This window comes from Serratia sp. CY37869 (genome assembly GCF_052168895.1).
Taxonomy (GTDB): domain Bacteria; phylum Pseudomonadota; class Gammaproteobacteria; order Enterobacterales; family Enterobacteriaceae; genus Serratia; species Serratia ureilytica.
Genome location: NZ_JBJNLU010000001.1, coordinates 1424152 through 1450479 on the forward strand (window position 1 = coordinate 1424152; position 26328 = coordinate 1450479).

22 protein-coding genes and 1 riboswitch are annotated in these 26328 nt (G+C 60.0%); of the genes, 10 read left to right on the plus strand and 12 right to left on the minus strand.

The features are described 5' to 3' along the window. Nucleotides 1-5 precede the first annotated feature (5 nt). Nucleotides 6-974 carry a DMT family transporter gene (locus tag ACJ8J1_RS06875; RefSeq protein WP_033643171.1) on the plus strand — a complete coding sequence of 323 codons (969 nt, stop codon included), beginning with the start codon at nucleotides 6-8 and terminating at the stop codon, nucleotides 972-974. Between the two features lie 27 nt (nucleotides 975-1001). On the opposite strand, the gene fusA is transcribed toward ACJ8J1_RS06875, so the two are convergent. Together fusA and ACJ8J1_RS06885 are read right to left on the minus strand one after the other, a co-directional pair. Next, entirely contained in the window at nucleotides 1002-3107 is a 2106-nt protein-coding gene (fusA, locus tag ACJ8J1_RS06880) for an elongation factor G (protein WP_033643170.1), read from the minus strand. A 249-nt stretch (nucleotides 3108-3356) separates the two neighbouring features. Next, a complete protein-coding gene (locus tag ACJ8J1_RS06885; protein WP_004938127.1) occupies nucleotides 3357-3605 on the minus strand; it encodes a glycine zipper domain-containing protein in 249 nt (82 codons plus the stop codon). Between the two features lie 221 nt (nucleotides 3606-3826). Here ACJ8J1_RS06885 and ACJ8J1_RS06890 point away from each other — a divergent pair, with 221 nt between their 5' ends. Beyond that, complete coding sequence (locus ACJ8J1_RS06890) at nucleotides 3827-5323, plus strand: alpha/beta hydrolase (RefSeq protein WP_033643169.1); 1497 nt, start codon at nucleotides 3827-3829, stop codon at nucleotides 5321-5323. A 45-nt stretch (nucleotides 5324-5368) separates the two neighbouring features. Here ACJ8J1_RS06890 and ACJ8J1_RS06895 read toward each other — a convergent pair whose 3' ends face one another. The 5 genes from ACJ8J1_RS06895 to ACJ8J1_RS06915 all read right to left on the minus strand — a co-directional run bounded on the left by ACJ8J1_RS06895 (nucleotide 5369) and on the right by ACJ8J1_RS06915 (nucleotide 10654). Beyond that, entirely contained in the window at nucleotides 5369-5914 is a 546-nt protein-coding gene (locus ACJ8J1_RS06895) for a cysteine hydrolase family protein (protein ID WP_033643168.1), read from the minus strand. A 222-nt stretch (nucleotides 5915-6136) separates the two neighbouring features. Beyond that, nucleotides 6137-7174: an ABC transporter ATP-binding protein gene (locus ACJ8J1_RS06900; protein ID WP_033643167.1), complete on the minus strand. Its 1038-nt coding sequence runs from the start codon at nucleotides 7172-7174 to the stop codon at nucleotides 6137-6139. After that, complete coding sequence (locus ACJ8J1_RS06905; protein WP_033643166.1) at nucleotides 7171-8754, minus strand: ABC transporter permease; 1584 nt, start codon at nucleotides 8752-8754, stop codon at nucleotides 7171-7173. The genes ACJ8J1_RS06900 and ACJ8J1_RS06905 overlap by 4 nt, the downstream gene beginning before the upstream one ends. Nucleotides 8755-8787: 33 nt before the next feature. Further along, the gene (locus ACJ8J1_RS06910; RefSeq protein WP_442520330.1) at nucleotides 8788-9804 is read right to left on the minus strand and encodes an iron ABC transporter substrate-binding protein; all 1017 of its coding nucleotides are present in this window, start codon (nucleotides 9802-9804) and stop codon (nucleotides 8788-8790) included. Between the two features lie 274 nt (nucleotides 9805-10078). After that, the gene (locus tag ACJ8J1_RS06915) at nucleotides 10079-10654 is read right to left on the minus strand and encodes a hypothetical protein (protein WP_033643163.1); all 576 of its coding nucleotides are present in this window, start codon (nucleotides 10652-10654) and stop codon (nucleotides 10079-10081) included. 708 nt (nucleotides 10655-11362) lie between these two features. Here ACJ8J1_RS06915 and ACJ8J1_RS06920 point away from each other — a divergent pair. The 6 genes from ACJ8J1_RS06920 (at nucleotide 11363) to ACJ8J1_RS06945 (ending at nucleotide 16755) form a co-directional block, all read left to right on the plus strand. Continuing rightward, the gene (locus ACJ8J1_RS06920) at nucleotides 11363-11632 is read left to right on the plus strand and encodes a hypothetical protein (RefSeq protein WP_033643162.1); all 270 of its coding nucleotides are present in this window, start codon (nucleotides 11363-11365) and stop codon (nucleotides 11630-11632) included. 174 nt (nucleotides 11633-11806) lie between these two features. Next, nucleotides 11807-13426 (plus strand): ABC transporter substrate-binding protein, encoded by a 1620-nt coding sequence (locus tag ACJ8J1_RS06925; protein ID WP_033643161.1) that lies wholly within the window; start codon nucleotides 11807-11809, stop codon nucleotides 13424-13426. A 142-nt stretch (nucleotides 13427-13568) separates the two neighbouring features. Continuing rightward, a riboswitch (M-box (ykoK) riboswitch) is annotated at nucleotides 13569-13742 on the plus strand. Nucleotides 13743-13817: 75 nt separating this feature from the next. Further along, nucleotides 13818-14840 carry a magnesium transporter gene (locus tag ACJ8J1_RS06930; protein WP_033643160.1) on the plus strand — a complete coding sequence of 341 codons (1023 nt, stop codon included), beginning with the start codon at nucleotides 13818-13820 and terminating at the stop codon, nucleotides 14838-14840. 141 nt (nucleotides 14841-14981) lie between these two features. Continuing rightward, nucleotides 14982-15065, plus strand: coding sequence for a protein MgtS (gene mgtS, locus ACJ8J1_RS06935; RefSeq protein ID WP_369803928.1), 84 nt, complete (start codon nucleotides 14982-14984; stop codon nucleotides 15063-15065). A gap of 107 nt (nucleotides 15066-15172) precedes the next feature. Then, a complete protein-coding gene (locus tag ACJ8J1_RS06940) occupies nucleotides 15173-15352 on the plus strand; it encodes a hypothetical protein (protein WP_004938106.1) in 180 nt (59 codons plus the stop codon). Between the two features lie 26 nt (nucleotides 15353-15378). After that, a complete protein-coding gene (locus ACJ8J1_RS06945; protein WP_033643159.1) occupies nucleotides 15379-16755 on the plus strand; it encodes a cation diffusion facilitator family transporter in 1377 nt (458 codons plus the stop codon). Here ACJ8J1_RS06945 and ACJ8J1_RS06950 read toward each other — a convergent pair. The 3 genes from ACJ8J1_RS06950 to ACJ8J1_RS06960 all read right to left on the minus strand — a co-directional run bounded on the left by ACJ8J1_RS06950 (nucleotide 16698) and on the right by ACJ8J1_RS06960 (nucleotide 19828). After that, nucleotides 16698-17543, minus strand: coding sequence for an inositol monophosphatase family protein (locus ACJ8J1_RS06950; RefSeq protein ID WP_033643158.1), 846 nt, complete (start codon nucleotides 17541-17543; stop codon nucleotides 16698-16700). The genes ACJ8J1_RS06945 and ACJ8J1_RS06950 overlap by 58 nt on opposite strands. A 66-nt stretch (nucleotides 17544-17609) precedes the next feature. Then, complete coding sequence (locus tag ACJ8J1_RS06955) at nucleotides 17610-18050, minus strand: GNAT family N-acetyltransferase (RefSeq protein WP_033643157.1); 441 nt, start codon at nucleotides 18048-18050, stop codon at nucleotides 17610-17612. Between the two features lie 47 nt (nucleotides 18051-18097). Next, nucleotides 18098-19828, minus strand: a complete 1731-nt coding sequence (locus ACJ8J1_RS06960) for an ABC-F family ATP-binding cassette domain-containing protein (RefSeq protein ID WP_033643156.1) — start codon at nucleotides 19826-19828, stop codon at nucleotides 18098-18100. Between the two features lie 450 nt (nucleotides 19829-20278). On the opposite strand from ACJ8J1_RS06960, the gene ACJ8J1_RS06965 reads away from it, so the two are divergent. Continuing rightward, on the plus strand, nucleotides 20279-22708 hold the full coding sequence (locus tag ACJ8J1_RS06965; protein WP_169539598.1) for a DUF3772 domain-containing protein: 2430 nt from the start codon (nucleotides 20279-20281) through the stop codon (nucleotides 22706-22708). 48 nt (nucleotides 22709-22756) lie between these two features. Here ACJ8J1_RS06965 and ACJ8J1_RS06970 read toward each other — a convergent pair whose 3' ends face one another. After that, entirely contained in the window at nucleotides 22757-22924 is a 168-nt protein-coding gene (locus tag ACJ8J1_RS06970; RefSeq protein WP_226886075.1) for a hypothetical protein, read from the minus strand. Nucleotides 22925-23053: 129 nt separating this feature from the next. Here ACJ8J1_RS06970 and ACJ8J1_RS06975 point away from each other — a divergent pair, with 129 nt between their 5' ends. Beyond that, complete coding sequence (locus ACJ8J1_RS06975) at nucleotides 23054-23902, plus strand: alpha/beta fold hydrolase (RefSeq protein ID WP_033643153.1); 849 nt, start codon at nucleotides 23054-23056, stop codon at nucleotides 23900-23902. A gap of 4 nt (nucleotides 23903-23906) precedes the next feature. Here the strand turns inward: ACJ8J1_RS06975 and ACJ8J1_RS06980 are convergent, their stop codons facing one another. After that, the gene (locus ACJ8J1_RS06980; protein ID WP_411361393.1) at nucleotides 23907-26045 is read right to left on the minus strand and encodes a TonB-dependent siderophore receptor; all 2139 of its coding nucleotides are present in this window, start codon (nucleotides 26043-26045) and stop codon (nucleotides 23907-23909) included. Nucleotides 26046-26328: the final 283 nt, after the last annotated feature.

The following is a 26328-nucleotide window of genomic DNA, read 5'->3' on the forward strand; positions in this document are numbered from 1 at the left end:
TTGTTATGTTCATTGGCGTTGTGTTTGCCCTGGCCGCCGGGCTGATGTGGGGATTGATTTTCGTCGGTCCGTTGCTGGTACCGGACTATCCCGCCGCGCTGCAGTCCACCGGGCGCTATCTGGCCTTCGGGCTGATCGCCTTGCCGCTGGCGTGGTTCGATCGTCGCCGCCTGCGTAAGCTGCAGCGCCAGGATTGGTGGGAAGCGCTCAAGCTGACGGCTATCGGCAATCTGCTGTACTACCTGTGCCTGGCCAGCGCCATTCAGCGCACCGGTGCGCCGGTGTCGACCATGATCATTGGCACCTTGCCGGTCGTGATCGCCATTTGCGCCAATCTGTTTTACGGCCGGCACGACGGGCGCCTGGCCTGGGGCAAACTGGCGCCCGCACTGCTGTTGATCGTCTGTGGATTGGCGTGTGTGAACGTCGCCGAGCTGCGCGGCAATGCGGTGCCGATCGACGGCTGGCGCTATCTCAGCGGTCTTGGGCTGGCCGTGTTGGCGGTGGTGTGCTGGACCTGGTTCCCGCTGCGCAATTCACGCTGGCTGCGGGAGAATCCGACGCAGCGTCCGGCCACCTGGGCCACGGCCCAAGGGCTGGTGACGCTGCCGCTGGCGCTGCTGGGCTATCTGGCGGTCTGCGGTCAGTTGGCGCTGAGCGAGCCGGCGTTCGCCTTGCCGTTCGGCCCGCGCCCTGAGGTGTTTATCCCTCTGATGCTGATCATCGGCGTGTTCTGCTCCTGGCTGGGGGCGCTGTGCTGGAACGAAGCCAGCCAGCGGCTGCCGACGGTGTTGGTGGGGCCGCTCATCGTGTTCGAAATTCTGGCGGGGTTGGCGTATACCTTTCTGTTGCGCCAGGCCTGGCCGCCGCTGCTGACGCTGGCGGGCATCGTCTGTCTGATGGCCGGCGTGGTGTACGCCATGCGCATCAAACCGCAGCCAGTGGTGGTGGCGCTGGAGGACAAGCCGAGGTGACGCCCGCCGTGGCGGCGGGCGTGAGGGTTAACGCTTGCTGTGGTGAATGATCTCTTCGGCCACGTTGCGCGGCGCTTCGGCGTAGTGGCTGAATTCCATGGTGTAGGTGGCGCGGCCCTGCGACATCGAACGCAGGGTGGTCGAGTAGCCGAACATCTCGGACAGCGGCACCTTGGCGCGAATTTCCTTGCCGCCGCCGCCCGGGATATCTTCCATACCCTGCACCAGACCGCGGCGTGAGGAGAGATCGCCCATCACGTTGCCGGCATAATCCTCCGGCGTTTCTACTTCCACCGACATGATCGGCTCGAGGATCACCGGATCCGCCAGGCGGCAGGCGTCCTTGAAGCCGAAGATCGCCGCCATGCGGAACGCCTGTTCCGACGAGTCGACGTCATGGTAAGAACCGAAGGTCAGGTGCACCTTGACGTCCACCACCTGATAACCGGCCAGCACGCCGTTATTCAGCGCCTCGAGCACGCCTTTTTTCACCGCCGGGATAAACTCGCCGGGAATGACGCCGCCCTTGATCTCATCGAAGAACTCGAAGCCTTTGCCGGGTTCGTTCGGCTCGACGGTCAGCACCACGTGGCCGTATTGCCCTTTACCGCCGGATTGGCGCACGAACTTGCCTTCCACGTCGGCCACCCGTTTGCGGATGGTTTCGCGGTAAGACACCTGCGGTTTGCCGGTGGTGGTCTCCACCCCGAACTCGCGGCGCATGCGATCGACGATAATCTCCAGGTGCAGCTCGCCCATGCCGTAGATAATGGTTTGGCCGGATTCTTCATCGGTGCGCACGCGGAACGACGGATCTTCCGAAGAGAGCCGCTGCAGCGCGATGCCCATTTTCTCCTGATCGCCCTTGGTCTTCGGCTCGATCGCCTGGGCGATCACCGGTTCGGGGAAGGTCATGCGCTCCAGCGTAATGATGGCGCCGGGATCGCACAGCGTATCGCCGGTGGTGACGTCCTTCAGGCCGACGCAGGCGGCAATGTCGCCGGCGTGCAGTTCGTCGATGTCCTTACGATCGTTGGCGTGCATCTGCACGATGCGGCCGATACGCTCCTTTTTGCCCTTGATTGGGTTATAAACGCTGCTGCCTTTGGCCAGCACCCCGGAATAGACGCGCACGAAGGTGAGTTGGCCGACGAACGGGTCGGTCATCAGCTTAAACGCCAGCGCCGAGAATTTTTCGTTGTCGTCGGCTTTGCGAGTGATGATTTCATCGTGTTCGCCGTGGCCCTCCATCGGCGGCACGTCGAGCGGCGAGGGCATCAGCTCGATCACCGCGTCCAGCATGCGCTGCACGCCTTTGTTGCGGAACGCCGATCCGCACAGCATCGGCTGGATTTCGCCGGCGACGGTGCGCACCCGCAGCCCGTGAACGATCTCCTCTTCGCTCAGCGGCACCTGATTGAGGTATTTCTCCATCAGTTCTTCCGACGCTTCGGCGGCCGCTTCAATCATGTTTTCACGCCACTCCTGCGCCGATTCGCGCAGGTCGGCCGGGATCTCTTCGAAGCTGAAGTTCATGCCCTGCGAGGCTTCGTCCCACAGAATGGCTTTCATCCGCACCAGATCCACCACGCCGCTGAAGCGGTCTTCGGCGCCGATAGGAATAACGATCGGCACCGGGTTGGCTTTGAGGCGTTCGATCATCATTTTGCGCACGCGGAAAAAGTCCGCGCCGATGCGGTCCATCTTGTTGACGAACGCCAGCCGCGGCACTTTGTATTTGTTGGCCTGGCGCCAGACGGTTTCCGACTGCGGCTGGACGCCGCCCACCGAGTCATAGACCATGACGGCGCCGTCCAGCACGCGCATTGAGCGCTCCACTTCAATGGTGAAATCGACGTGCCCGGGGGTGTCGATGATATTGATGCGGTGCTGCGGATAATTATGCTGCATGCCGTTCCAGAAGCAGGTGGTGGCCGCCGAGGTGATGGTGATGCCGCGCTCTTGTTCCTGCGCCATCCAGTCCATGGTCGCCGCGCCGTCATGCACTTCGCCCAGCTTGTGGCTGACCCCGGTGTAAAACAGAATCCGCTCGGTGGTGGTGGTCTTGCCGGCATCGATATGCGCGGAGATGCCGATATTGCGGTAACGTTCGATAGGGGTGGTGCGAGCCATAATCAACCTTTCTTAGCCGCGTGAAGGAGAGCGGCTTAAACAGCATGGATAATGATGATAATCCTCATAGGGTTATCCGCCGGATCGCAGAGCCTTGCTCTGGTCACAAACTAATCGTAGTTGAAGGCGTTGGTTTTTTTAAGCGATGGTTGTGATAGATGAAAGTTTGCACGCACAACGGCGCCGGCGCAGAAAAGGGCGAAAAAAAAGGCCCGTAACGGGCCTATTGTCGTAGGGCGCATTCGCCGCTTATTTGCGTCCCAGCAGGAAGCCGAAAACGATGCCGACTGCCGCCGCAACGGCTACGCCGGCCAGCGGGTTGGCTTCCACCTGCGTTCTTACGCTGTCCGCTGCGTCACGGGCGGCATAGCTGGCCTGGGAGGCGTACTTGCGCGCCGCGCCGCGCACCTGATGCTCCGGCGAATCGACGGCTTTACCGAACGCTTCTTCTACCGCGCCTGCGGCTTCATTGGCTTTGTCTTCCGCTTTACCAAACATGCTGCTCTCCTGTTCCTTGTGGGTTAACGAACTCTAAGCCTAGCAGGTGAACGGCGTTTTTTGCAGCATTCTGTGCGTTATAAGATCAATCCGAGCAAAGAAAAGTCTTTCCATACGCACGACGTCGGCTTCACCCGCGCATTTTTTTATGTTCTATTGGCTAGCGGTTTAACCGAGTATCGTTACCCTTTGACCGATTCGTTGAGTTGAAAGGACTCCCCATGTCAGTACTGCGTATTCTGGCGCTGCTCGCCGCGACCGCCGCCGCGTTGCCCGCCCAGGCCAAACCTGCGGCTCACGGCGCGGCGCCCGAGAACGGCGTTCGTTGGCAATCTTGTCTCAACAGCGGCTTTCAGCGTTGGTTCGATGAAGCGCCGCAGGCGGGGCTGCGCTGCGGCTACCTCGACGTGCCGTTGGTTTACGCTACGCCTCCCGCCCATTCGGCGCAGGCGGGGGAACCGACCGTGCGTCTGGCGCTGACCCTGCTGCCCGCCACCGGGCCGAAAAAGGGCAGCGTCGTGGTGATCAGCGGCGGGCCGGGCCTGCCGGGGATCAATCCTTATCTCGGCAACGACGCCCACGTCGCCAAACTGCGTAAATCCTACGACATCATCGGTTACGATCCGCGCGGCGTCGGTCAATCGACGCCAAAAATTTCCTGCCAGGTGGCCGAAGGTGACGAACTCCCTGAACCGGACGACAACGACGTGGCCGGCGCGGAGAACCAGACGCGCACCCTGATCGCCGCCTGCATCAAACAGACCGGCGCGGACGTGCTGCAACACATCGGCACCGACGAGGCGGTCAACGATCTGAACGCGATCCGCCATGCGCTGGGCGAACCGGGGCTGACGGCGGTGGCGTACTCTTACGGCACCAAGGTGGCGGCGCTGTATGCCGAACGTTTTCCGAAGAAAACGCGCGCGCTGGTGCTGGACGGGGTGGTGGATCTGGCGGAGGACGATTTCACCCAGCGCATGAATCAGGAGCGAGGCTTCCAGCAAAGTTTCCTGCGTTTCGCCGCCTATTGCGGAAAAACCGACAGCTGCCAGCTTGGCGGCGGCGCCAATCAGGCGCTTCAGCGTTATCATGCTTTGCTGCGCAAGCTGCATGAGCAGCCGTTCGTCACTGCGGCGGGCTATGAGATCTCCGCCGACGATGTGCTGACGGTGACGCGTTCGCTGCTGTTGTGGCCGGAGCGCTGGCATGAACTGGCCACCGTACTGCGTCAGCTCGATGCCGGCATCGCCGGGCAACAGGTTTCCGATCTGATCGACGAAAGCTATTCTCCGGATGCCGATGATGCCCTGAACGTCATCACCTGCGCCGACGTCGCCAACCCAACGGCCGATCCGCAGCTGTTGCGCAGGCAGCGGCAGGAGATCAATACCGCCGCTTTATATGCCCACTATCTGCCGCTGCACGAGTATCCGCTGGAAATGTGCGATCTGTGGCCGTACCGCGGCAAAGATCGGCCGCACATGCCGGTGGCGTCCGCCGCGCTGCCGCCGCTGCTGTTCGTCGCCCAGCGCTACGATCCAACCACGCCGTACCGCAATGCCCAGGTGATGGCCTCGGCCTTTAAAAGCCCGCTGATCACCCGCGAACGCGACGGACATACGTTGGCGCTGAACGGCATCGACAGCTGCGTCGACGAAAGCGTGGTGGAGTATCTGCTGGCGCCGAAAAAGCCGCGCCGCGACAAGGTTTGCCGCTGAGGAGGCCGGGCGTTGGCCCGGCCTGACAGGCAAATCGCGCGTGTTTTAGAATTTCACCTCTTCCGCCAGCGCCAGCGTCACGAACGGCCCCGACAGGGTCTGGTTATGGTGACGGATAATGGCGTCGGCGCCGAGCGCCGCCGTGTCCGAACAGCTATGGGCATCGGCGGCCAACACCAGGTCAAATCCCAACTCCGCGCCGCGCCGACACGCGGTGTCTACGCAGTATTGCGTTTTCATTCCCGAAATCACCAACCGACCGATGCCGGCTTGCTTAAGCCGCTCCGCCAGGCCAGTCCGGTAAAAACAGCTGGGATGGGTTTTATCGATGAACCAGTCGGCTTGCGCATCGGTGTCGAGATCGGGGTGAACTTGCCACAGTGGACTGTTTGCGGCGATAGGTGAACCTGCCGGGCCGGTGTGGCGAATAAACACCACGAGCGCATTCGCCACGCGTGCGGCGCGTATCAACGCATGGGTCTTCGCCAGAAGGGTTTCGGCGGCGAACGGGGGATGGTCCGGCGAGGCGAACAGGCCGACTTGCATGTCGATAACCAGCAGGGCGCTGCGCGGTGCGGGGATAGTTGGCATAGGTCTTCTCCGTAATGAAATTGCCGGCGGGCACGGAGAAATAAAAAAACCCGGCCATGGCTGGCGGGGCTTGGGGATACGTCGTTAGCTGTTGCGCACCCGTGCAGCCCGCCATTGCGTGGCGGTTGCGGTGGTGGTGGTGGTGAGGGCGTACGCGATGCGATTCATGCCATTGATAATGCGCGGTGGTGAGGGGAACGTCAAGGGTCGCTCCCCACACTTTCAGCCGGTGAAAATATGCGCTTGCCCCATCACGTTGAGACTGACCTGCGCCCCGGGCCGCAGGCCTTCGCGGCTGACGGTTTTGATCTCGAGCTGCGCGCCGTCGGCGGCCATTTGCAGATTGAGGGTGGAGACGAAGCCGGCGAAATCGATGCCGGTGATCACCGCCTGGCCGCGCTGCGCCGGATCGGACAAACCGATTTGAATCTGCTCCGGACGCAGCATGATGCGCGCCGAGCCGCTGCGTTGGCGATCGTCGACGGCGATGCGCCCCAATGCGCAGTCGGCCCAGCCGTGCGCCAGCTCGGCGGTCAGCACCAGCGTTTCGCCAAGGAAACTGGCGGTCGGTTCATCGACCGGGCGCAGATAAAGATCCTGCGGCGCGCCCACCTGCGCCAGCCGACCGTTGCGCATGACCGCCACCTGATCGGCGAACGACAGCGCCTCGCTCTGATCGTGGGTGACCAGGATCGACGCGACTTTGGCCTCCGTCAGCAGTTCGGCCACCGCTTTGCGGGTGGCGGCGCGCAGGCCGGTATCCAGCGCCGAGAACGGCTCATCCAGTAACATCAGCCGCGGTTGCTGCGACAAGGCGCGCGCCAATGCGACCCGCTGTTGCTGTCCGCCGGACAGCTCGTGCGGCCACAGGGCGGCCAGGCGACGATCCAGCGCCACCATCTCCATCAGCGCCTCGATGCGACGCTGTTTCTCGCGCTTGCTGCCTTTGAGGCCAAAACCGATGTTGCCGGCGACGGTAAAGTGCGGGAACAGCGCGCCATCCTGCGGGACGAAGCCGATGCCGCGCAGGTGCGCCGGCACCCAGCCGCCGCCGTTGCCCATCGCTTTCCCCTGCAGCAGAATTTGTCCGCCGTCGGGGATTTCAAAACCGGCGATGATGCGCAGCAGGGTGGTTTTGCCGGAGCCGGAAGGGCCGACGATCGCCGTGCGGCTGCCGGCGGCAACCTGCAGGTCGATGTGTTCCAGCACCCTGATGGCATTGTAAGATTTTCCGATACCGTGCAGTTCGAGCGTGCTCATAGTCCCGCCGTACGTTTAGATTGAGAGTAAAGAAGCCAGGTGAGCGGCAGCGACAGCGCCACCATAATCAGCGCATAAGGCGCGGCGGCAACATAGTCTATCTCGCTGGTCAGCGCCCAGAAACCGGTGGCCAGCGTGCGGGTGCCGTTCGGCGCCAGCAGCAGCGTGGCGGTCAATTCATTGGCGATCGCCAGGAACACCAGCGCGGCGCCCGCGGCGGCGCCCGGTGCCGCCAGCCGCAACGTGGTGCTCCACAGCGCCTGCGCCGGCGATTTGCCCAGGCTGCGCGCCACGTTTTCCAACTCCACCGGCGCCTGCGCGATGCCGGCGCGCAGGTTGATCAATGCTCGCGGCATAAACATCAGCAGATACGCCAGCAGCAGGGTGATTTCGGTTTGGTAAATCGGCCGGAAGCTGTGAATGGTGATGGTCACCAGCGCCAGCGCCACCACGATGCCGGGCAGCGAACTGGTCACGTAGTTGCAGCCTTCCAGCACCCGGTACAGGCGGGCTGGATAGCGCACCGACAGCCAGGCCATCGGAATGGCGCACAGCGTAATCAGCAGCGCGCCAGAGGCGGACAGCGACAGCGTTTGCCACAGCGCGGGCCACAGATCGGCGTTGCGCCATACGTCGAGGCCGCCCAGCCACAGCCAGCGGACCAGGGTGATGAAAGGCACGCCCAGCGCCAGCGCGGTCAGCGCGATCGGCAGCAGCAGCGCCAGCGCGGCGAGCGGCGCTGACAGGCGACGCGGCGTTTGGCTGCGGGCGCTGCCGGAGCCGACGCGGGCATAGCGCGCGCGGCCGCGGCTTATCGCTTCAAGCAACAGCAGCCCCAGGCAGCACAGCACCAATACGCCGGCCAGCATGTTGGCCGCCGGACCGTTGAAGGTCGACTGGAACTGATCGAAGATGGCGGTGGTGAAGGTATCGAAACGGATCATGGCGTACAGGCCATACTCCGCCAGCAGGTGCAGCGCGATCAGCAGCGAACCGCCCCAGACCGCCAGCTTCAGCTGCGGCAACACCACGCGGAAAAACACCGCCGGCGGCCGGGAGCCGAGCGAGGTGGCGACGTCTTCGATACCGGGATCCAGACGGCGCAAGACCGCGGCGGCCGGCAGGTAGATAAACGGAAAATAGGCGAGCACCGAGATGAAAACGCCGGCGCCCAGGCCGTGCATCGACGGCACCAGACTGATCCAGGCATAGCTTTGCACAAAGGCCGGCACCGCCAGCGGCGCGGTCGCCAATACCGCCCAGAGACGGCGGCCCGGCAGCGTGGTGCGTTCGGTCAACCAGGCCAGGGCCACCCCCAGCACGGCACAGATCGGCAGCGTCAGCACCACCAACAGCAGGGTATTCAACAGCAGCTCCGCCACGCGCGGGCGGAAAACCAGAGCTTTGACCGTTTGCCAGCCGGTTTCAAACGCTACGCCGATAACGAATCCCAGCGGCAGCAGCGCCAGCAACGACAGCAACACGGCGCAGGCCACCACGATCGGCCCCGGCCGCGGGTGACGAGGGATAGTGGAATAACGCCGCGCGGTCTGCGCGGCGTGGGTACTCAGGTTTGACATAACGATCAAAAACTCTCGGTTTGCCGGCGGGCCTTACAGCAGGCCGGCCTCGGTCATCAGTTCGACAACTTTCTTACTGTTCAACTGCGCGGCTTCTACCTTCGGCGCGTCCAGATCTTTCAGCGGCACCAGTTTCGGGTTGGAAGCCGCACCGACGCCGACGGCGTATTCGAAGGCATTATTGGTGCGCAAGATCTCCTGGCCCTGTTTGCCGGTGATCCACTTGATGAACGCCTGCGCCTGCTGCTGATGCTTGCTGGAAGCCAGCACGCCGCCGCCGGAGATGCTGACGAATGCGCCCGGATCCTGATGTTTGAAGTAGTACAGCTTGATGTTGTTGCTGTTCTCGCCGGTTTTAGCGCCATCCACGAACGGGTAGTAGTGATAGATCACGCCGCTGTCGACCTGGCCGGCATTGACCGCTTTCATCACCGTGCTGTTGCCTTTATAGGCGGTAAAGTTGGTTTTCATCGCTTTCAGCCAGTCCAGCGTTGCTTTCTCGCCTTTCAGCGCCAGCAGCGCGCTGACGATCGCCTGAAAATCGGCGCCCGATGGCGAAGCGGCCCAGCGGCCTTTCCATTCCGGCTTGGCCAGATCCAGCAGCGACTTCGGCAGCTGCGCGTCGGTCAGCTTGGCCGGGTTATAGACGAATACGGTAGAGCGGGCGGCGATGCCGATCCAGCGGCCGTGGCTTGGGCGATATTGCGGCTCTACCTGGGCCAGCGTCGCGGCGTCCAGCGGGGCGAACAGCTTGGCGTTATCCACCAACACCATCGCCGGGGAGTTTTCCGTCAGGAACACGTCGGCAGGCGAGGCGCTGCCTTCCTGCACCAGCTGATTGCCCAGCTCGCTGTCGCCGCCGTTGCGCAGCGTGACTTTGATGCCGGTGTCTTTGGTAAAACCGTCGACCCAGGATTTCACCAGATTTTCGTGCTGGGCGTTGTAAATAACGATGCCCTGGTCGGCGGGGGCCGCCTGAGCGCCGAAGGCCAGCATCATCGAGGAGGCGAGCAGGGCCACGGGGCCGAGGGATGAAATACGCAGCTTCATGCAGTTATCCTTTTTAGCGTTCGAATGAGGAAAACGAATATCGCCTGGCAAGCGCAAGCAGCCCGATTTTAGCCAAGAACATCCATAATGATAGTGAAAACGATTCGTATTAAATTATTTTTGACGATCGCTCACAAAATGAATTGCCCTAAGGATAAGTTAAGTTTCGGCTGGAATAATCTGTTTTGATTGTCTGAATAGAATTGGGGCGCGTTACCTCACAGTGAGCGGCCACCTGCCATCGCAGGCAGCCGCCCGTCAGGCTTGCTTCTTGTCACGCCAGCACAAACTCACCGTTGCCAACGCCGAAGAACTGCCCGTTGATGCTGCTCGCCCACTGCGGCGGATGAACCAAAGAGGCCAGCACCCGGCCATTCTCCAGCAGCGTCAGGACGATCGAACCGGGGTTGATGGCCAATTGTAGGGTTAACGGAACGCCGATCAGATTTTCGGCATCGGGTACGGTGCCTTGCAAATAAATCGTCGGGATGTTGATGTTACCGTCTGAGCCAGTGCCGGTGGCCTGGCCGACAAAACGCACCGATGTACCGTTTGATGGGGCATTGGGACCAATATTGGCAGGCTGCGCGGAAATTTGCACGGTCTCCGCATGTGGCGCGCAGCCACACCCACAGCCACAGCCCTGGAAGCTGAAGTAGCCGCAGATATTTTGTTGGCACCCGCATCCACACAAGGATTGCGGATGCACTTGCTGGTTGAACGCCGGTTTCAATTGCGGATGTTGGTTGAGCAGCGCCTGACGGCTCTGCACTTCCGCGTTATAAGCGTCACGTGATTGTTTATTCAATGCGTTAGCCTGTTCAGGCGTAATATCTTGCAGTGAAGGCATATGTAAACCCCTATGATTTTTGCTGAGTTAGTCTGAAATGCATATCACGCTGAATCCGGTTAGCCACCAGACAGGTAATTGCATCTGAATGGAAATAGTTATTGCCGTCGGCAGAAGAACGGTATGGCAACCAAACCGTTACATCCTATCCTTTCGGCACGCGTTTATATATTTGGATTTGTCTTCTGGTAATTATTTCTTATTAAATCATTCGCCAGTTATTGGTTTGATAACCAACGGCGGCCTCGTGTTAGTCTCGAAGCCATTTAAAGGTAGTTAGGTGTCACGGAGATATCAAGTGGGTTTCCTACTGTTATTTTTACATTGAAAAGCAACTTATTTGGCATGTCCATTATTTTGATTTTAACCTTTTTCGTAACCGATTAATTAATATAGGGTAAGTGAGGGTGTTTTTTAATTAATTGATTTTTATGAAGTTAAACTGTAGTTATCTTTTTTTGTGAATATTCTTAATATATTCATTGAGGTAACGGGTAAACGCGGGTTTGCATTTGACTTATATCAGTTCTTTGTCGAATCTGTAATGGTTATTAACCTGTTTCAATATTGACGACTTGTTATCCACTGGCGATCTTTTTCTTCAGTCTTTTCATGTCGTTCTTCAGCGTTTCGCACAGGCATTAATAACACGGGCCGCCAACGCGAATTAAGAATTATATTCACCAAAAAATAGTGAGAGAGGTGTCTATGTCTAATGGACCGTTTTATACCAATCCGATCGTGGTTATCGATGTAGCTAATGATTGCGTGCATGTGGAGATGGCGATCGATGGAGGACTATACGAAAACGTATTTCCGTTATCGGTAGCGGCTAATGAACCCTATCCGAAATTGCTGGTGAATCTGGCGATCCAGGCGCAAGCGAGCGGTAAATCATTAATGGTGTGGGGGGAGCCCGGCCCAGAACCGGTTAAAGGCCTGCCGCTGTTTGGTATCACGACCGTGAACATCAAGTAGGGGACGGCAACGCGCATTGTGTTGAAAGCGGGAAGCGCGGTGAGGGATATTCCTTTGATAATGAAAGAAATTCAACACCGCTTTTGGTTATGACTCATAGCGATTAATGATTTAATTTATTCCACTGCCACATTGCATATTGAACGCGATAAAACACTAATCAGGGATATCGACGTGAAATATTCATTTAATGGCAAGAAATTGGCTGGTTTAATCCTCCTGGCTTTTAACGCGACGGCAGCTCAGGCTGCCGACGTACCGGCGGGCGCTAAACTGGCGCCGGTACAGGAATTGGTGCGCGCCAACGGGTATGAACCGGCGACGCTGGATCCGAACCTGGCCGAGAGCAATGTGGAGTTCTACATCTTCAACGATTTGTTCGAAGGTTTGCTGCGCGTCGGGAAAGACGGCGAAGCGATCCCGGCGCTGGCGCAGAAATGGGAGCACCAGGGCAACGTCTGGATTTTCCATCTGCGGCCGCAGGCCAAATGGTCGAACGGCGATCCGGTGACCGCCGACGATTTCGTTTACAGCTGGCGGCGCCTCACCGATCCGAAAACCGCGTCGCCGTACGGCAGCTATCTGGCCTCGGCCTATGTGCTGAATGCGGCGGCGATCAACGCCGGCAGCAAACCGCCGAGCGAGCTGGGCGTTAAAGCGCTGGACGCGCACACCTTGCAGGTGACGCTGTCTGAGCCCAACGCCTACCTGCTCAAACAACTGGTGCATTTTCCGGTTCTGCCGGTCAACCGCAAGGTGGTTGAGCAATACGGCAAAAACTGGACTCAACCGGCGCATTTTGTCGGCAACGGCGCGTTTCGTCTCAGCGAGTGGGTGGTGAACGAAAAAGTGGTGGTGGAACGCAATCCGCTGTATTGGGATAACGCCAACACCGTGCTCAACAAGGTGACCTTCCTGCCGATCCAGGGGTTCCCGGAGGTGGCGCGTTTCCGCGCCGGCGAGGTGGAGTTGGGCTATACCACGCCGCCGGAACTGTATCAGCAGCTGAAAAAAACGCTCGGGGATCAACAGCTGGTGACCTATCCGCTGCTCTCCACCAGCTATTTCGCCTTCAACAACCGCCAGACGCCGTTTAACGACCTGCGGGTGCGCCAGGCGCTGAACCTGGCGCTGGACAAAGAGATCATCGCCGGCAAGGTGCTGGGATACGGCCAGCAGCCGGCCTGGACCTTTACCCCAACGGGGGCGGGCGGCTATCGCCTGCAGGCCGGCGCCGCGGCCGGTTTGACGCCGGAACAACGCCACGCCCAGGCGAAACAGTTGTTGGCGGAGGCCGGTTTCAACGCCGAGAATCCGCTGCGCTTTACCGTGTTGTACAGCAATGACGCCACCATCAAGAAGATCGTCATCGCCGCCGCCGCCATGTGGAAAAAGAACCTCGGGGTGGAGGCCGGCTTGCAAAGCCAGGAGCGCAAAGTGACGCTGGATAATATCAACCGCGGCCAGTACAGCGTAGCCTTTACCCGCTGGCTGGCGGATTACGACGATCCTTCTACCTTCCTGAATGTGTTCCGCGCCGACAGCAGCGAGAACAGCCCCAAATACCGTAACCCGGAATACGATCGCATTCTGCATCAGGCGACGGCGGCGCCGACACCGCAGCAGGTGCAGCAGTATTTCCAGCAGGCCGAGGCGGTGCTGGCCGTCGATACGCCGGTCGCGCCGGTGTACTACGAAGCCAACGCCACGCTCATCAAACCCTACGTCAAGGGGATCGACTTCACCCGACAGGGCGCCCTATACGATAAAAACGTCTACATTCTCGCGCACTGATAAATAAAAAAACGGCTGATTTATATCAGCCGTTTTTATAGATTCGCGTTTAATAAAAATATCCTAAATACTCCATAAACGACGGGCAATCTTTTCTTCCCGCCGGATAAAACAACGCCTATACTGCGCCGGTAGTTTATATGCAGTATCTCGTTTGGCGAGGCTCCTATACAAACACAGGTTACTGATCTGACGACATCGAGAGATGCCCAAGGTTAAGACAGGCTTTATCGGATTAAGGTTCAGCCCAAAGTAACTTCCGAGCAACAATTCGGATACGTTGTATAGTGCTAAAACCTGGACGCGGAGATAGGCAGTCTGCACTCCCTCTGTGGTTACGCCCCTATGCGATTCGCTGTTGAAGTTCACAACAGAAATAGGGACTGACAAAATGATCAAGTCACATCAATACTCTTCTTCTCCGGCGCTGCGCGCGACTGAAACTCTCGATGAAACTTCGGTCGCCGGTTATATGAACGCCGATTTTATTACCGTTCCCGCGACGATGACGGTCACGCATGCCCGGGAATATTTACTTTCACAGCTAAAAACGGACGAAATTCCCACCCGGGTCTTTATTACCGCAGACGATTATCATTTGCGCGGCACGCTGTCGGTGAAAAAACTGCTGCAGTGCGAAGAACAGGATAAAGCGGTCGGCGTAATGATGGATTACAGCTATTTCCAGGTTTCACCCGACGACGATCGCAACGACGTGGCGCATCTGCTGGGCAAAGGCGGTTTGGACGTGGTGCCGGTCGTGGCGAACAACACGCTGGTCGGCGTGCTGGGCGAGCGCGAGATCGCTCGGCTGGTCGAAGATGAAAACACCGAAGACGCGCAGCGTCAGGGCGCGAGCCTGCCGCTGGACAAGCCTTATCTGGAGACCAGCCCGTGGGCGCTGTGGCGCAAACGCTCGGTGTGGCTGCTGATGCTGTTCGTGGCAGAAGCATACACCGGCAACGTGCTGAAAGCGTTTGAAGATCAGCTCGAAGCGGCGATTGCGCTGGCGTTCTTCATCCCGCTGCTGATCGGCACCGGCGGCAACAGCGGTACCCAGATCACCTCGACGCTGGTGCGCGCCATGGCGCTGGGCGAGGTCAGCCTGCGCAATCTGGGCGCGGTGATCCGCAAAGAGGTCACGACCTCGCTGCTGATCGCCGTCACCATTGGTCTGGCGGCCTGGGTGCGCGCCTGGATCATGGGCGTCGGCATGGAGGTGACGCTGGTGGTCAGCCTGTCGCTGGTGGCGATCACCGTATGGAGCGCCATTGTTTCGTCGATCATCCCGATGCTGCTGAAACGGCTCGGTATCGATCCGGCGGTGGTGTCGGCGCCGTTTATCGCCACCTTTATCGACGGCACCGGCCTGATTATCTATTTCAAAATTGCCCAGCACGTCCTGGGAATTTAAACGGGTCCCGCGCTTGAAAGTGCGGGAATGTTGAAAAAAAGAGGAGGACGTTAAAAAACCATGGACACCGACCAACCCCGATATTTAACGCAAGGGGATTTTATCGATAACATTTAACCTGAGGACAAAACAATGGGAAACATGACTATTTTTATGGGATTCCTGGCAATGATCAGCTCACTGGGCCTGTTGGCGGCCTATATGAGCACCAAATGGGATGATTGATGAACGCTAAAGATCCGCCTAGATGCATCCTCCCCGTAACCGCTATTTATTATGGGGAGGATTTAGCGGCGCGCTGAACGCGCGGCCTGATACGGGAGTTGATAATAATGACGATTCTTATTCTGGGATTGCTCTATGCCATTTTAATGATTTCGGTGGGGGTGAATGAGATTTATTTTTATTCCACCGGAAAATCCAATTTTCTTACTAGCCTCATGCTGACTTTCTCTGGCAGTATGCTGCTGATCGCCTTTGTCTGGCAATTATCCTCTAAAGTAAAAAAATAAATCACCGTCCGAATGTGAGCAGCATAATGCAAAATGAAAAACAGGCCGTGGCCAGAAACTCGATGATCGCCAGCGGGTTGCTGGCCACGGGCAAATTCGTCGCCGGCATTTTTACCGGCAGTATTGGCCTGATATCCGAAGGGATCCACTCTTTCACCGATTTTATCGCCACCAGCATCACCTGGCTGGCGGTGCGCATCAGCGATAAACCCGCCGATGACGATCACCACTTCGGCCACGGCAAGGTGGAAAACCTGGCGGCGCTGTTCGAGGTGTTGCTGTTGCTCGGCGCCGCCGGTTGGATCGTCTACGAGGCGGGCGGCAGCCTGCTTGGACAACCGCATGAGATAGTCGCGGCGCCGGTGGTGATCGCGGTGCTGCTGATTTCCATCTGCGTCGATTTTTTCCGCGTGCGGGCGCTCAGCCGCGTCGCCAAGGCGACCGACAGCGCGGCGCTGGAGGCGGATGCGCTGCATTTCTTCTCCGACATGCTTTCGTCCGGCGTGGTGCTGCTGGGCATGGTGTTTGTGCTGCTGGGCTTTGGCCGTGCGGACGCCATCGCCGCGCTGATCGTCGCCGGTTTTATCTTTGTCGCGGCAATCAAACTGGGTAAACGTTCCTTCGACTCGCTGATGGATGCCGCGCCCGCCGGGGCCACCGAGGCGATTCGCGCCACGCTGGACAGCTTCCCGGCGGTGCTGGCCTGCGACAGCGTGCGTATTCGCAACGCCGGCGCCGTACTGTTTGTCGAGATCACGGTGGCGGTGTGCCGCACCTTGCCGCTGGAGCGCATCGATGCGTTGAAGCGAGAAATCGTCGAACGGCTGCGGCAGCAGTATGCCAAGGCGGAGTTTACCGTCATCGCGGTGCCGCAGACCCGCAGCGACGAAGACATGGCGACGCGCATTCGGGCGATCGCCGCCAATCACGGCGCGCAGGTGCAGAACGTCACCTTGCAGCAGTTGCCGACGCACATGGCGATCGGCATGGATCTGGCGGTGCCGGCCAACGCCAGCGTGGCGCAGGCGCATGATATCGCCACGGAGATAGAAGGGATCCTGCGTCAGGCGATCGGCGAGGACACCGAGATAGAGACCCATCTGGAGCCGCAGACGCCGCACTGGCTGGCCAGCGAGGATGTTTCCGCCGCCGAGCTGGCCGATATCCGGCTGATTTTGCAGTCGGCGCTGGAGCAGGGGGATAAGGTGCAAGACGTGCACAACATCCGGGCGCGCAGAACCGACGGCGGCATCATCGTCAACTTCCACTGCCGGGTGTCGCCGGCGGTAACCATCGCCGCCGCGCACGATGCGGTCGATCGGGTCGAGCGGCGGCTGCGCGCGCTTTATCCGGCCATCTCACGCGCGATAGGGCACGTCGAGCCGATCAAGCCCGGCGTTTGAATCAGCTCGGCCAATTGCGGATAGAGCGCCGCGTTGGCCAGCAGCAGCGGGTTGCCGCGTCGCAGCCCGTTGTGGTGCATAAAGTCATTCGCCACGCCGCCGGCTTCGCGCGTCAGCACCAGCCCAGGCAGGCTGTCCCAGGCATTCATGTGCGGTTCGTAATAGCCCAGCAGCCGACCGGCGGCCACCTGGGCGGTCATCAACGCGCCGGAGCCGCTGCGCACGAACATGCCGCCCGCCTGCAGCAGGCGACAGAGAAAACCGCTGAATTCCGCCGCCGAGGCGCGAGGTGATATCCCGACGCCCATCACGCCATCCGCGACGCTGCGCCCGGCATGCACGCCGATCGGTTCCCCGTTGAGGAAAGCGCCTTGGCCGCGGCAGGCGCGGAACATCTCGCGGTGATTGGGATCGTAAACCACGCCGATCGTCGGCTCACCGTCGATCACCACGCTTATCGCGATACACCAGGTATGCAGCCCGTTCAGGAAGCAGGCGGTGCCGTCGATCGGATCGACGACCCAAAGGCAGGCCGCGCTATCGTTGGTGCCGCCGCTCTCTTCGCCGAGAAACCCATCCAGGGGAAACCGCCGGTTAATCATGCGGCGGATCAGCGCTTCGACGCGGCGGTCAGCTTCGCTGACCACGTCCTGCAGCCCCTGTTTAAAGTCAACCGCCAGGGTTTGCCGCCTTTGATAAAAGCTGAAAGCGAGATCGGCGGCGGCGCGGGCGATCTCGCGCGCAAAGCGGTAGCGCGCCTCGATGTCCCGTGGGGAAAGTGAAGTCATGGCAGGCTCGATAGCAAAGAACGAATCGGTTTACCCTGCCATAAAAGGATGAAAGTAATGTGTCGCTCAGGGCGGCGGGGATGAAAAGCGCAGCTGCATTATGGCGTCGGGGGCCGAAAGTGGTTGAGTCATGACCCCGGTCGGTACTACCGTCCGCCAAAACGCCAGCCCGCGCGGATTATCCTGGCTGACCGACAGCGACCAACCGCCAGGATGCTGCGCGAACAAGGCGCGGGCAGCCCGTTGCCCCATCCCGTTGCGTCGCCATTCGGGCTTGATGTAGAACTCCGCCATTTCGACGGTGGCGCTATCGATACGCCTGACCAACGCGAACCCGGCGGTTTGCCGATCGCTCAACATCAAATAAGGGTAGCGGCCGGCCTCGCGCCAGTAGAGCGACAAATAGGGGTAATCGCCATCGACGCCCAGCTCGCGAAGGCAATCGGACAGCATGGCCGCCAGCAGCGGCCGCTGCGCGAGTGAGGCCTGCTCAAGGGAAAATGCCATGTCGCACTCCGTCAAAAAACAGGCCGCCGGATGGCGGCCTGTCAAGGTTAGCCCAGATTCAACCGGGCGGTGATGTCGGCAATCTCGCGGCGCCAGCGCGCCTGAAGCTCCGGTTTTTGATGCTTCGGTTTACGCGCCAGGTCGTCCTCCAGTTTGCTTTCGAGGGCAAACAGGGCGGTCAACAGCGCTTCTTCGCCTTCCAAGCGCTCGTCCGGCGTCGGGGCGTCTGCATCGGCCTTGCCTGCCGTCGGCAGCGCCGGCGCTTCGCCCGCCAGGCGCTGATACACCGGCGCCAGATCGTGCCACTCCTCCAGTTTTTGCTGGTCGATCAGCCAAAAGCGGTTGCAGCTCTGTTCGATCAGCATCCGGTCATGGGTGACCAACATGACGGCGCCGGCGAACTGGCGCAGCGTTTCCGCCAGCTCTTCTTTGCCTGCCATGTCCAGGTGGTTGGTGGGCTCGTCCAGCAGCAGCAGCGAATGGTTGGCCAGCGTCAGGCCGACGAACAGCAGCCGCGAACGCTCGCCGCCGCTCAGCGAACGGATCTGCTGATGGTGGCGCAGGTAAGGGAAACCGGCGCCGATCAGCGCCATTTTCCGCTGTTCCTCGGTCAGCGGCGCAAACTGCGCCAGCGCTTCGCTCAACGTGTCTTCATCGCGTAGCTGTTGCAGGCTCTGATCGTAATAGCCGATGCGCACGCGCGGATGGAACAGCGCCGGGCGCTGCGTTTGTTGCTGATACTCGCGCCACAGCAGGCGCAACAGCGACGATTTTCCGCAGCCGTTGCGCCCGACGATGGCGATGCGATCGCCGCTTTTCACGCGCAGATGTTCCAGGCTGAACAGCACCGGCGCATCCGGTGCCGGGCGCACCGCCCAGTGCGGCAACGCCAGCAGGCGATCGGCGTCCAGCGCTTCTCCCTGCAGCCGCAGCCGCCATGGACTGCCGGCGGTCAGGGTGGTCTGTTCTTCCTTCAACCGATCGACGCGCTTCTCCATTTGCTTGGCCTTGCGCGCCAGATCTTCGTTGTCGTAGACCTTGCCCCAGGTCGCCAGGCGCTTGGCGCTTTTTTCCACCCGGTCGATTTCCTTTTGCTCGGCGTGGCGCCGCTGTTCGTCCGCGGCGTCCTGTTCCGCCAGCGCGGTGCGCGCCGCAGAGCAGGGCAAACGGAAGAACTGCAGCGTTTTGTCGCGCAGGATCCAGGTGCAGTTGGTTACCTGGTCGAGCAGGTAGCGATCGTGCGACACCAGCACGAAGCTGCCGGTCCAGTTACGCAAGAACTGTTCCAGCCACAGCAGCGTGGGCAGGTCCAGGTGGTTGCTGGGTTCGTCGAGCAGCAGCAGATCGGGCTGGCGGATCAGCGCGCGCGCCAACAGCAGCCGCGTATGCTGGCCGCCGCTGAGGGTGCCGGCGGTCAGCATCCAGCTCGCCGGTTCAAACCCCAGCTCGGCCAGTAACGCTTCGCAGCGCCAGCGTTCGCTGAGGTGTTGGCCCGCAGGCAGCCGCGCCAGAACCGCATCCAGCAGGGTGCTGGTGTGCAGTTCCGGCGGCAGGTGCTGCTCGATGCGCGCCATCAGACATTGATGTGACAATGTCACCGTTCCGGTGTGCGCAGGCAGGTCGCCGCTGAGAATTTGCAGCAGGGTGCTTTTGCCGCAGCCGTTATCGCCGATCAAACCGATGCGGTCGCCTTTTTTCAGGCTGAAGGAAATCTCGCTCAGCAGGACGCCGAACGCGTTGTCGTAACCGACAGATTGTGCAGACAGTAATGTGCTCATTGCTTACTCAAGAGTTACAGGCATAACAATGCCTATCGTCAAACATTGCTGACGATAACCCGGTAAGCCGGAGGGAAGATCCTGGATTTTAGTAAGCTTCGCTCAAGCTGGGTTATCGCAGCGCGATACCGGTAATGCTTGAGCGGCGACGATTACCAAAGAAGTGTGAGTGAAAAACCAATTCACACGTCAGCATAGTAAGTCTCCTTTTATTGGTTGCAGGTTAATCGGTGGCTGGATTATAGAGCGCTTCATGCCGTATCGCCAGTGTAAAAGCGCCCGAATAATCAGCAAGCTAAGGCGAGCGCGGGCGCGTGGCACACAATGGGAATAATTACTGTATTTCGGCCGACATTAAGCAGCTATTATAATTAGCGTTTATGGTTAAGCGACGGTTCATCCGCCGCCTGTTCGTCTGTCTATCAGATAATGATGCTGAGCACTGAATTTATGTTAAAGCCTCGCCCGTTCCTGCTGTTGTTATTATTGCTGTTGGGTATGCAACTGACGCCGTTCGCCGCCGTCGCCGCCACCCAGGATGATCCCGCCGCCGAAAGCGCGCCCGATCCCGCTACGCAGTTGAAAGCCGCGCAAAAGCAGTTGGACAGCATGAAGCAGCTGGTTTCCAAAGCGACGACCGACACCCAGCTCAGCAAGCTGCGGTTGGCGACGGACGATCTGGTCGCCAGCATGGATAAATTGTCCGCCGATCTGCAGCCGGTGCAGGAAAAACTGCAGGCGCAGCTGGACGTGCTGGGGCCGGCCCCGGCGGCCGGCGCGCTGCCGGAAACTCCCGCCGTCGCCCAGCAGCGCAATGCGCTGAACAGCAGCAAGAAGCAGTTGGACGATGCGGTAAAACGCGCGCAGGCCATCAAGACCAGCGCCTTCGACCTTGGCCAGCAGATCAGCGATCTGCGTCGGGTGGCGTTCAAAACCCAGCTGGCGCTGAACACCGGCAGCATTTTGGGCGTCAAATTCTGGACGCCGGTCGTGCAGCCGTCAGCGGATGACGTGCAGCGGCTGGACCAGTTCAACGCCGAGATGAAAGCGGCCTGGGACGCCAGTTGGCAGGACGAATGGCGGTACGGCACGCTGGCGTTGCTGGCGCTGGCGGTGATCGTCTGGTCCTGGGGGCGCTATTTGTCCGAGCGTTTCCTCGCCTGGGTCAGCATTCGTTTCCTGCCGGACGGGCGCTTGCGCCGCAGCTTTATGGCGATCATCACCGTGGCAGTGACGGTGATCACCACCTCGATTGCGCTGAACCTGCTGTATTACGTCTTTATCCGCGTGCAGCCGCTGCCGGTGATGCTGGAAGACTTCGCCGAAGGCTTTAACCGTCTGGGGATTTTCTGCGCGCTGATCGCCGGGCTGGGGCGTGCGGCGCTGTCGCTGAATCGTCCGTCGTGGCGTTTGGCTTCGCTGGACAATGAAGTGGCCGCCGGGCTGCGTTACTTCTCGCCGCTGCTGGCCGGTCTGGCGCTGGCGTTCGGCACCGTGGAGCTTATCAACAACGTCGTCAGCGCCTCATTGGCCACCACCATCTTCGGCAACGGCCTGGTGGCGGGGTTGATCGGCATGGTGCTGCTGGCGGCGCCGCTGCGCGGCCAGCGCATTCGTCGCCGTCTGGAGCAGCAGGGCGCGCACCTGGAAAAACGCACGCTGGTCGGCGGGCTGGTGCATATCGTCACCCTGGTGTGTTCGGTGGTGATCCTGCTTTCACTGCTCGTGGGCTATATCGCTTTTGCCCGCTTCCTGACCTACCAGCTCATCTGGGTGGTGCTGGTGCTGATGGCGTTCTACTTCATGGTGCTGTTCGCCACTGACCTGTGCGCCGCACTGTTTTCGCCGCAGACCGTCAGCGGCAAGATGCTGAAGAAAACGCTCAGCTTCAAGGATCGCCATCTGGAGCAGGTGGCGATCATCACCACCGCGCTGGCCAAATGTTCGCTGTTGCTGTTGATGATCGTCGCGTTGTTCAACGGCTCGTTCGGCAGCACCACGCCGGGCTCGCTGATGGAGAAAATCGTCTCGATCCTGACCGGCGAAGGCTTGCAGCGTTTCAACATCGTGCCAGGCAACCTGCTCAACGCCGTGATCTGCCTGGCGATCGGCATCTACATCCTGCGCGCGGTGCGGCGCTGGCTGGGCTCTGAGCTGCTGCCGAAGACCATTTCGGACGTCGGCATCCGCGCCTCGCTGGTGACGCTGTTCAGCAATATCGGCTATGTGCTGGTCATTCTGATCACCCTGGCGGCGCTGGGCATCCAGTGGAGCAACCTGGCGTGGATCGTCAGCGCTCTGTCGGTCGGTATCGGTTTCGGTTTGCAGGAGATTGTGAAGAACTTTATTTCCGGCCTGATCCTGCTGACCGAACGCCCGGTGAAGGTCGGGGATATGATCGGCATCGGCGGCGTGGAAGGCGACGTGCGGCGCATCAACGTACGCGCCACCGAAATTCAGCTCAGCGACCGCTCCACCATGATCGTACCGAACTCGCAGCTGATCTCACAGAACGTACGTAACGCCACCATGGGCAACGCGCAAGGCGTGGTGACCATTGCGCTGACGTTCCCGACCTCGATCGATCCGGAGCAGGTGCGCAATATCCTGCTGAGCGCTTATAACGAGTACGAAACCATTCTGGAGACGCCGGCACCTTACGTGCGCTTCAGCCAGTTGGGGCCGGACGGCATTATCCTGAGCGTGACTGGCTATGTGCCGAGCCCGCGCATGGTCGGCGCCACCAAAAGTGAACTGCTGTTTAACATCCTCAAGCTGTTGCGCGCTCAGGAAGTGAGCCTGTCCAGCCCGCAGGAGGTGGTGTTCATGAAGCAGCAGGCGACACGATATCAGGCTAACGAAGAGGAACACTCTTCCTAGTTCTGCCATGAGGCGGCGGGTCGTTCATCAACGGCCCGCCGAACGCGGCTAGTACATCGACGGCTCCACGGACTGCGAACAGTCGCTGTTGGCGCCGGAGTTGCTGCAGGTGTAGGGCTCATTCGGCGACGCCGGCGGCGCATTCGACGGGCCGCCGCCGCCGCCGATACAGCCGCTCAGCAACAACGTCAAAAGCACCAGCGTTATCTTTTTCATCTCTCCGTCCTCCATTGCGATTCCTCCTTTAAGTATATGTCGGGAAAGCGAACGCTACCGCCCGCCAGTGCGATCTATACTCCTTGGATGCCGTTTCGCCGCACCGCGCCGGCGAACGAGGGGGGAAAGATGCACATCGACGACGATTTGACGCGCTTTGCCGCGTTAGGGGCGCCGCCCTTACCGCCGGGAGCCCGGCAGGGTTATATAGACCACGACGGCGCGCGTATTTGGTATGCCGCCTATGGCGACGGACCGGCGGTGATCCTGTTGCACGGCGGCCTGGGCCACAGCGGCAACTGGGGGTATCAGCTGCCGGCATTGCGGGCCGCCGGGTACGGGGTGTTGCTCATCGATAGCCGCGGGCACGGGCGCAGCACGCGCGACGCCCGGCCGTATCGTTACGATCGGATGGCCGATGATCTGTTGGCGGTGATGGCGGCGCTGCAAATACCCCACGCCGCGCTGGCGGGCTGGAGCGACGGCGCTTGCGTCGCGCTCATCGCCGCCCATCAGGCGCCCGGGCAGGTGGACGGCGTTTTTTTCTTCGGCTGCAATATGGACGCCAGCGGCGTTAAACCGTTGGCGCCCAGCCCGATCGTCGAGCGCTGTTTTGCGCGCCATGCGCAGGACTATGCCGCCTTGTCGCCGACGCCGGACGATTTCGAGGCGTTCGTCGCCGCCGTGAGCCTGATGATGAGCAGCCAGCCGGACTACCGCGCACAGGATTTGGCGGCCATTCGCGTGCCGGTGACGATCGTTCACAGCGAACACGATGAATTTATCCGCGCCGAACATGCCGCCTATCTTAGCCGCAGCATTCCCGGCGCCCGTTTGACGACGCTGCCGGGCGTCAGCCATTTCGCGCCGCTGCAGCGGCCCGCGCTGTTCAACCGCGCGTTGCTGGATTTTCTCGCCGATGTGATGTGCCGCGGCCGGCGCAAAGAAAACGGGCGCCAAACGGCGCCCAAGGCATGACAGGTTAGAAATCGACCGTCGCCTGCAGGCTCAGGCTGCGCGGTTCACCCTCAATCACGCGTAAATTACCGGCGCTGGAGGCATAGTACTCGCGGTTGAACAGGTTTTTCACATTCAGTTTCAGCTGGGTATGTTTCCCAAGCAGCTTGCTGTCCCAGGCGACAAAGGCATCCGCCACGGTATAGGCCGGCATGGTGAAACTGTTCTCCGGATCGCCGGCTCGGCGGCCGACGTAGCGCGCGCCGCCGCCAATGCGCACCTCGCCGGGCACCACCGGCAATGTCATGCGGCGGCTGAGGTACAGGCCGCCCATGTTGGTTGGGGCGTTGACCAGCCGATTGCCGACGTTGTCCGGGTTGAGGTTGTCTTCGACGATCTCGGTCTTGTCGTAGCTGTAGTTGGCGGTGAGATCCCAGTTGCGCGCCACTTCCCCGTTCAACTCCAGTTCGACGCCGGTGGAGCGCGCTTTGGGGATACTGCGGGTCACGCCGTTGATAAAGATCGACATGTTGCTTTCATCAATGCGATAGAGCGCCAGCGTGGCGTCAAACGCCGGGGTGATCTGCCATTTTCCGCCCACCTCATAGGTGGTGCCGGTTTCCGGCGTGGCGACGTTGCCATTGTCGTCGATGGCGGTGGACGGCGTGAACGAACGGCTGTAATTGCCGTACAGCGACAGGCTCGGCGTCAGCTTATACACCAACCCCGCCTGCGGCAAAAACTGGTCGTCTTTGTCATTGAGCGTATTTTTTGGTTTCTGGAAACCGTTGCTGTTGTTCTGGTAATACGACTGATAGCGCGCGCCCAGCACCGCGATCCATTGATCGGTAAGATGAATGCTGTCCTTGGCGTACAGCGAACGGCTGAACAGCGTGGCGCGCAGGTTGCTTGACGCGTCGCTGTAGGTGGTGCTGTCGGTGATCGGCGTTTCGCCATACACCGGGTCGTACATGTTGAAGGTCTTCGAGACCTTGCCGCGGTAGGAATAGGCCTTGTAGGTCTGATTTTTCTCGTAGTCCACGCCCAGCAGCAGATCGTGCTGCATGCCGAACAGCTGGGGCGAACCGGTCAGATCCCAGGAGTAATAGTGGGTTTGATGATTGAAACCGCGGTTGGCGTCGGCGCGGCGCGAGACGATGCCGGTCGTGGTGTCGACCGCGGTGGCGCGCACTTCGTTGCTGTCGTAACGGCGTTGCAGCCAGGCGTAGTTGAACCGGGTCGTCCAGATCGGATCGAGCGCGTACTCATAATGGGCGTTCAGACGTTTGTTCTTGCCCCAGGCATGGTTCGCGTAGTCATCCAAGCGGCGGTTATAGGGCACATCGACCGGTTTGCCGTCGATAAATGCGGTGCCGCGATCGTAAGGAATGTCGTACTTGTATTCGCTGTAGGCGATGTTAAAGGAAGCCTGGTCGCCGAACCAACTGAGCGAGGGGGCGATCAGCGTGTGTTCGTCGCTGCCGAAATTGCGCCAGTAATCTGCGTGCTGGCGTTCGGCGATCAGGCGAAAGGCGAAGCCGCCGCCCAGCGGGCCGGTCACATCGACGCTGCCGCTGCCGCCGCCAAAACTGTTGGTGGCGCCGCTGATGCGGATGTTCCAGTCATACTGCGGTTTTTTGCTGATCAGATTGATGACGCCGCCGGGGCTGAGGATGCCATACAGCAGCGACGCGGAACCTTTCAGGACCTCGACGCGATCGGTGGTGGCGTCCATGCTCAGCCCTTGGTTGCTGCGCACGCCGTCGATGAACACCGAGCCGTCGGAGTTAACCCCGAACCCGCGTTTGACGAAGCCATCCTCGGTGCCGCCGAGCGTGTTGCCCTGGGTGACGCCGCTGACGAATTTCATCGCGTCATTGACGCTTTTGACCTGGAAGTCGTCAATCACCTGTGAGGTGACGACGCTGACCGATTGCGGCAGTTCACCGATTGGCGTGGCGGTTTTGCTGCCGGTTGAGGCGGTATCGGCGCTATAGCTGCCGGCAGGCAGGGCGGTGGCGGTCACCGTGATGGCGTCTTCCTTTTTTGCGTCGGGCGCGGCGGCGATCGTCAGGGCGGGAAACAGGCCGGCGATCAGGGGCAGCGTTCGGAAAACGTGATTTTTTTTGTTTTTGTTGGGGCGGCGAAGAACTGACTGGTGCATATAATTCCATGAAAAAATAATAAATAGTAACAATTATCATTATAATTATCATTTATAGGTTTTGAATAGAGAGGAATACCGGTATCCCTTCATTGCACGATTTAATTTTGTCATTAGGGAAAAAGACGGCGATTTTGCCGGTAAAAATTCGGATGGATGGCAATAACGATCGCAGTGACGGGAGGGACGCGGCAGTTTGTTCGTCGGAAGGGTGATTCCTGTCAATATATTGATACACAAATATATTTTCCCTTGATGAATAAACAGGTGTCCGGGCAGGAAA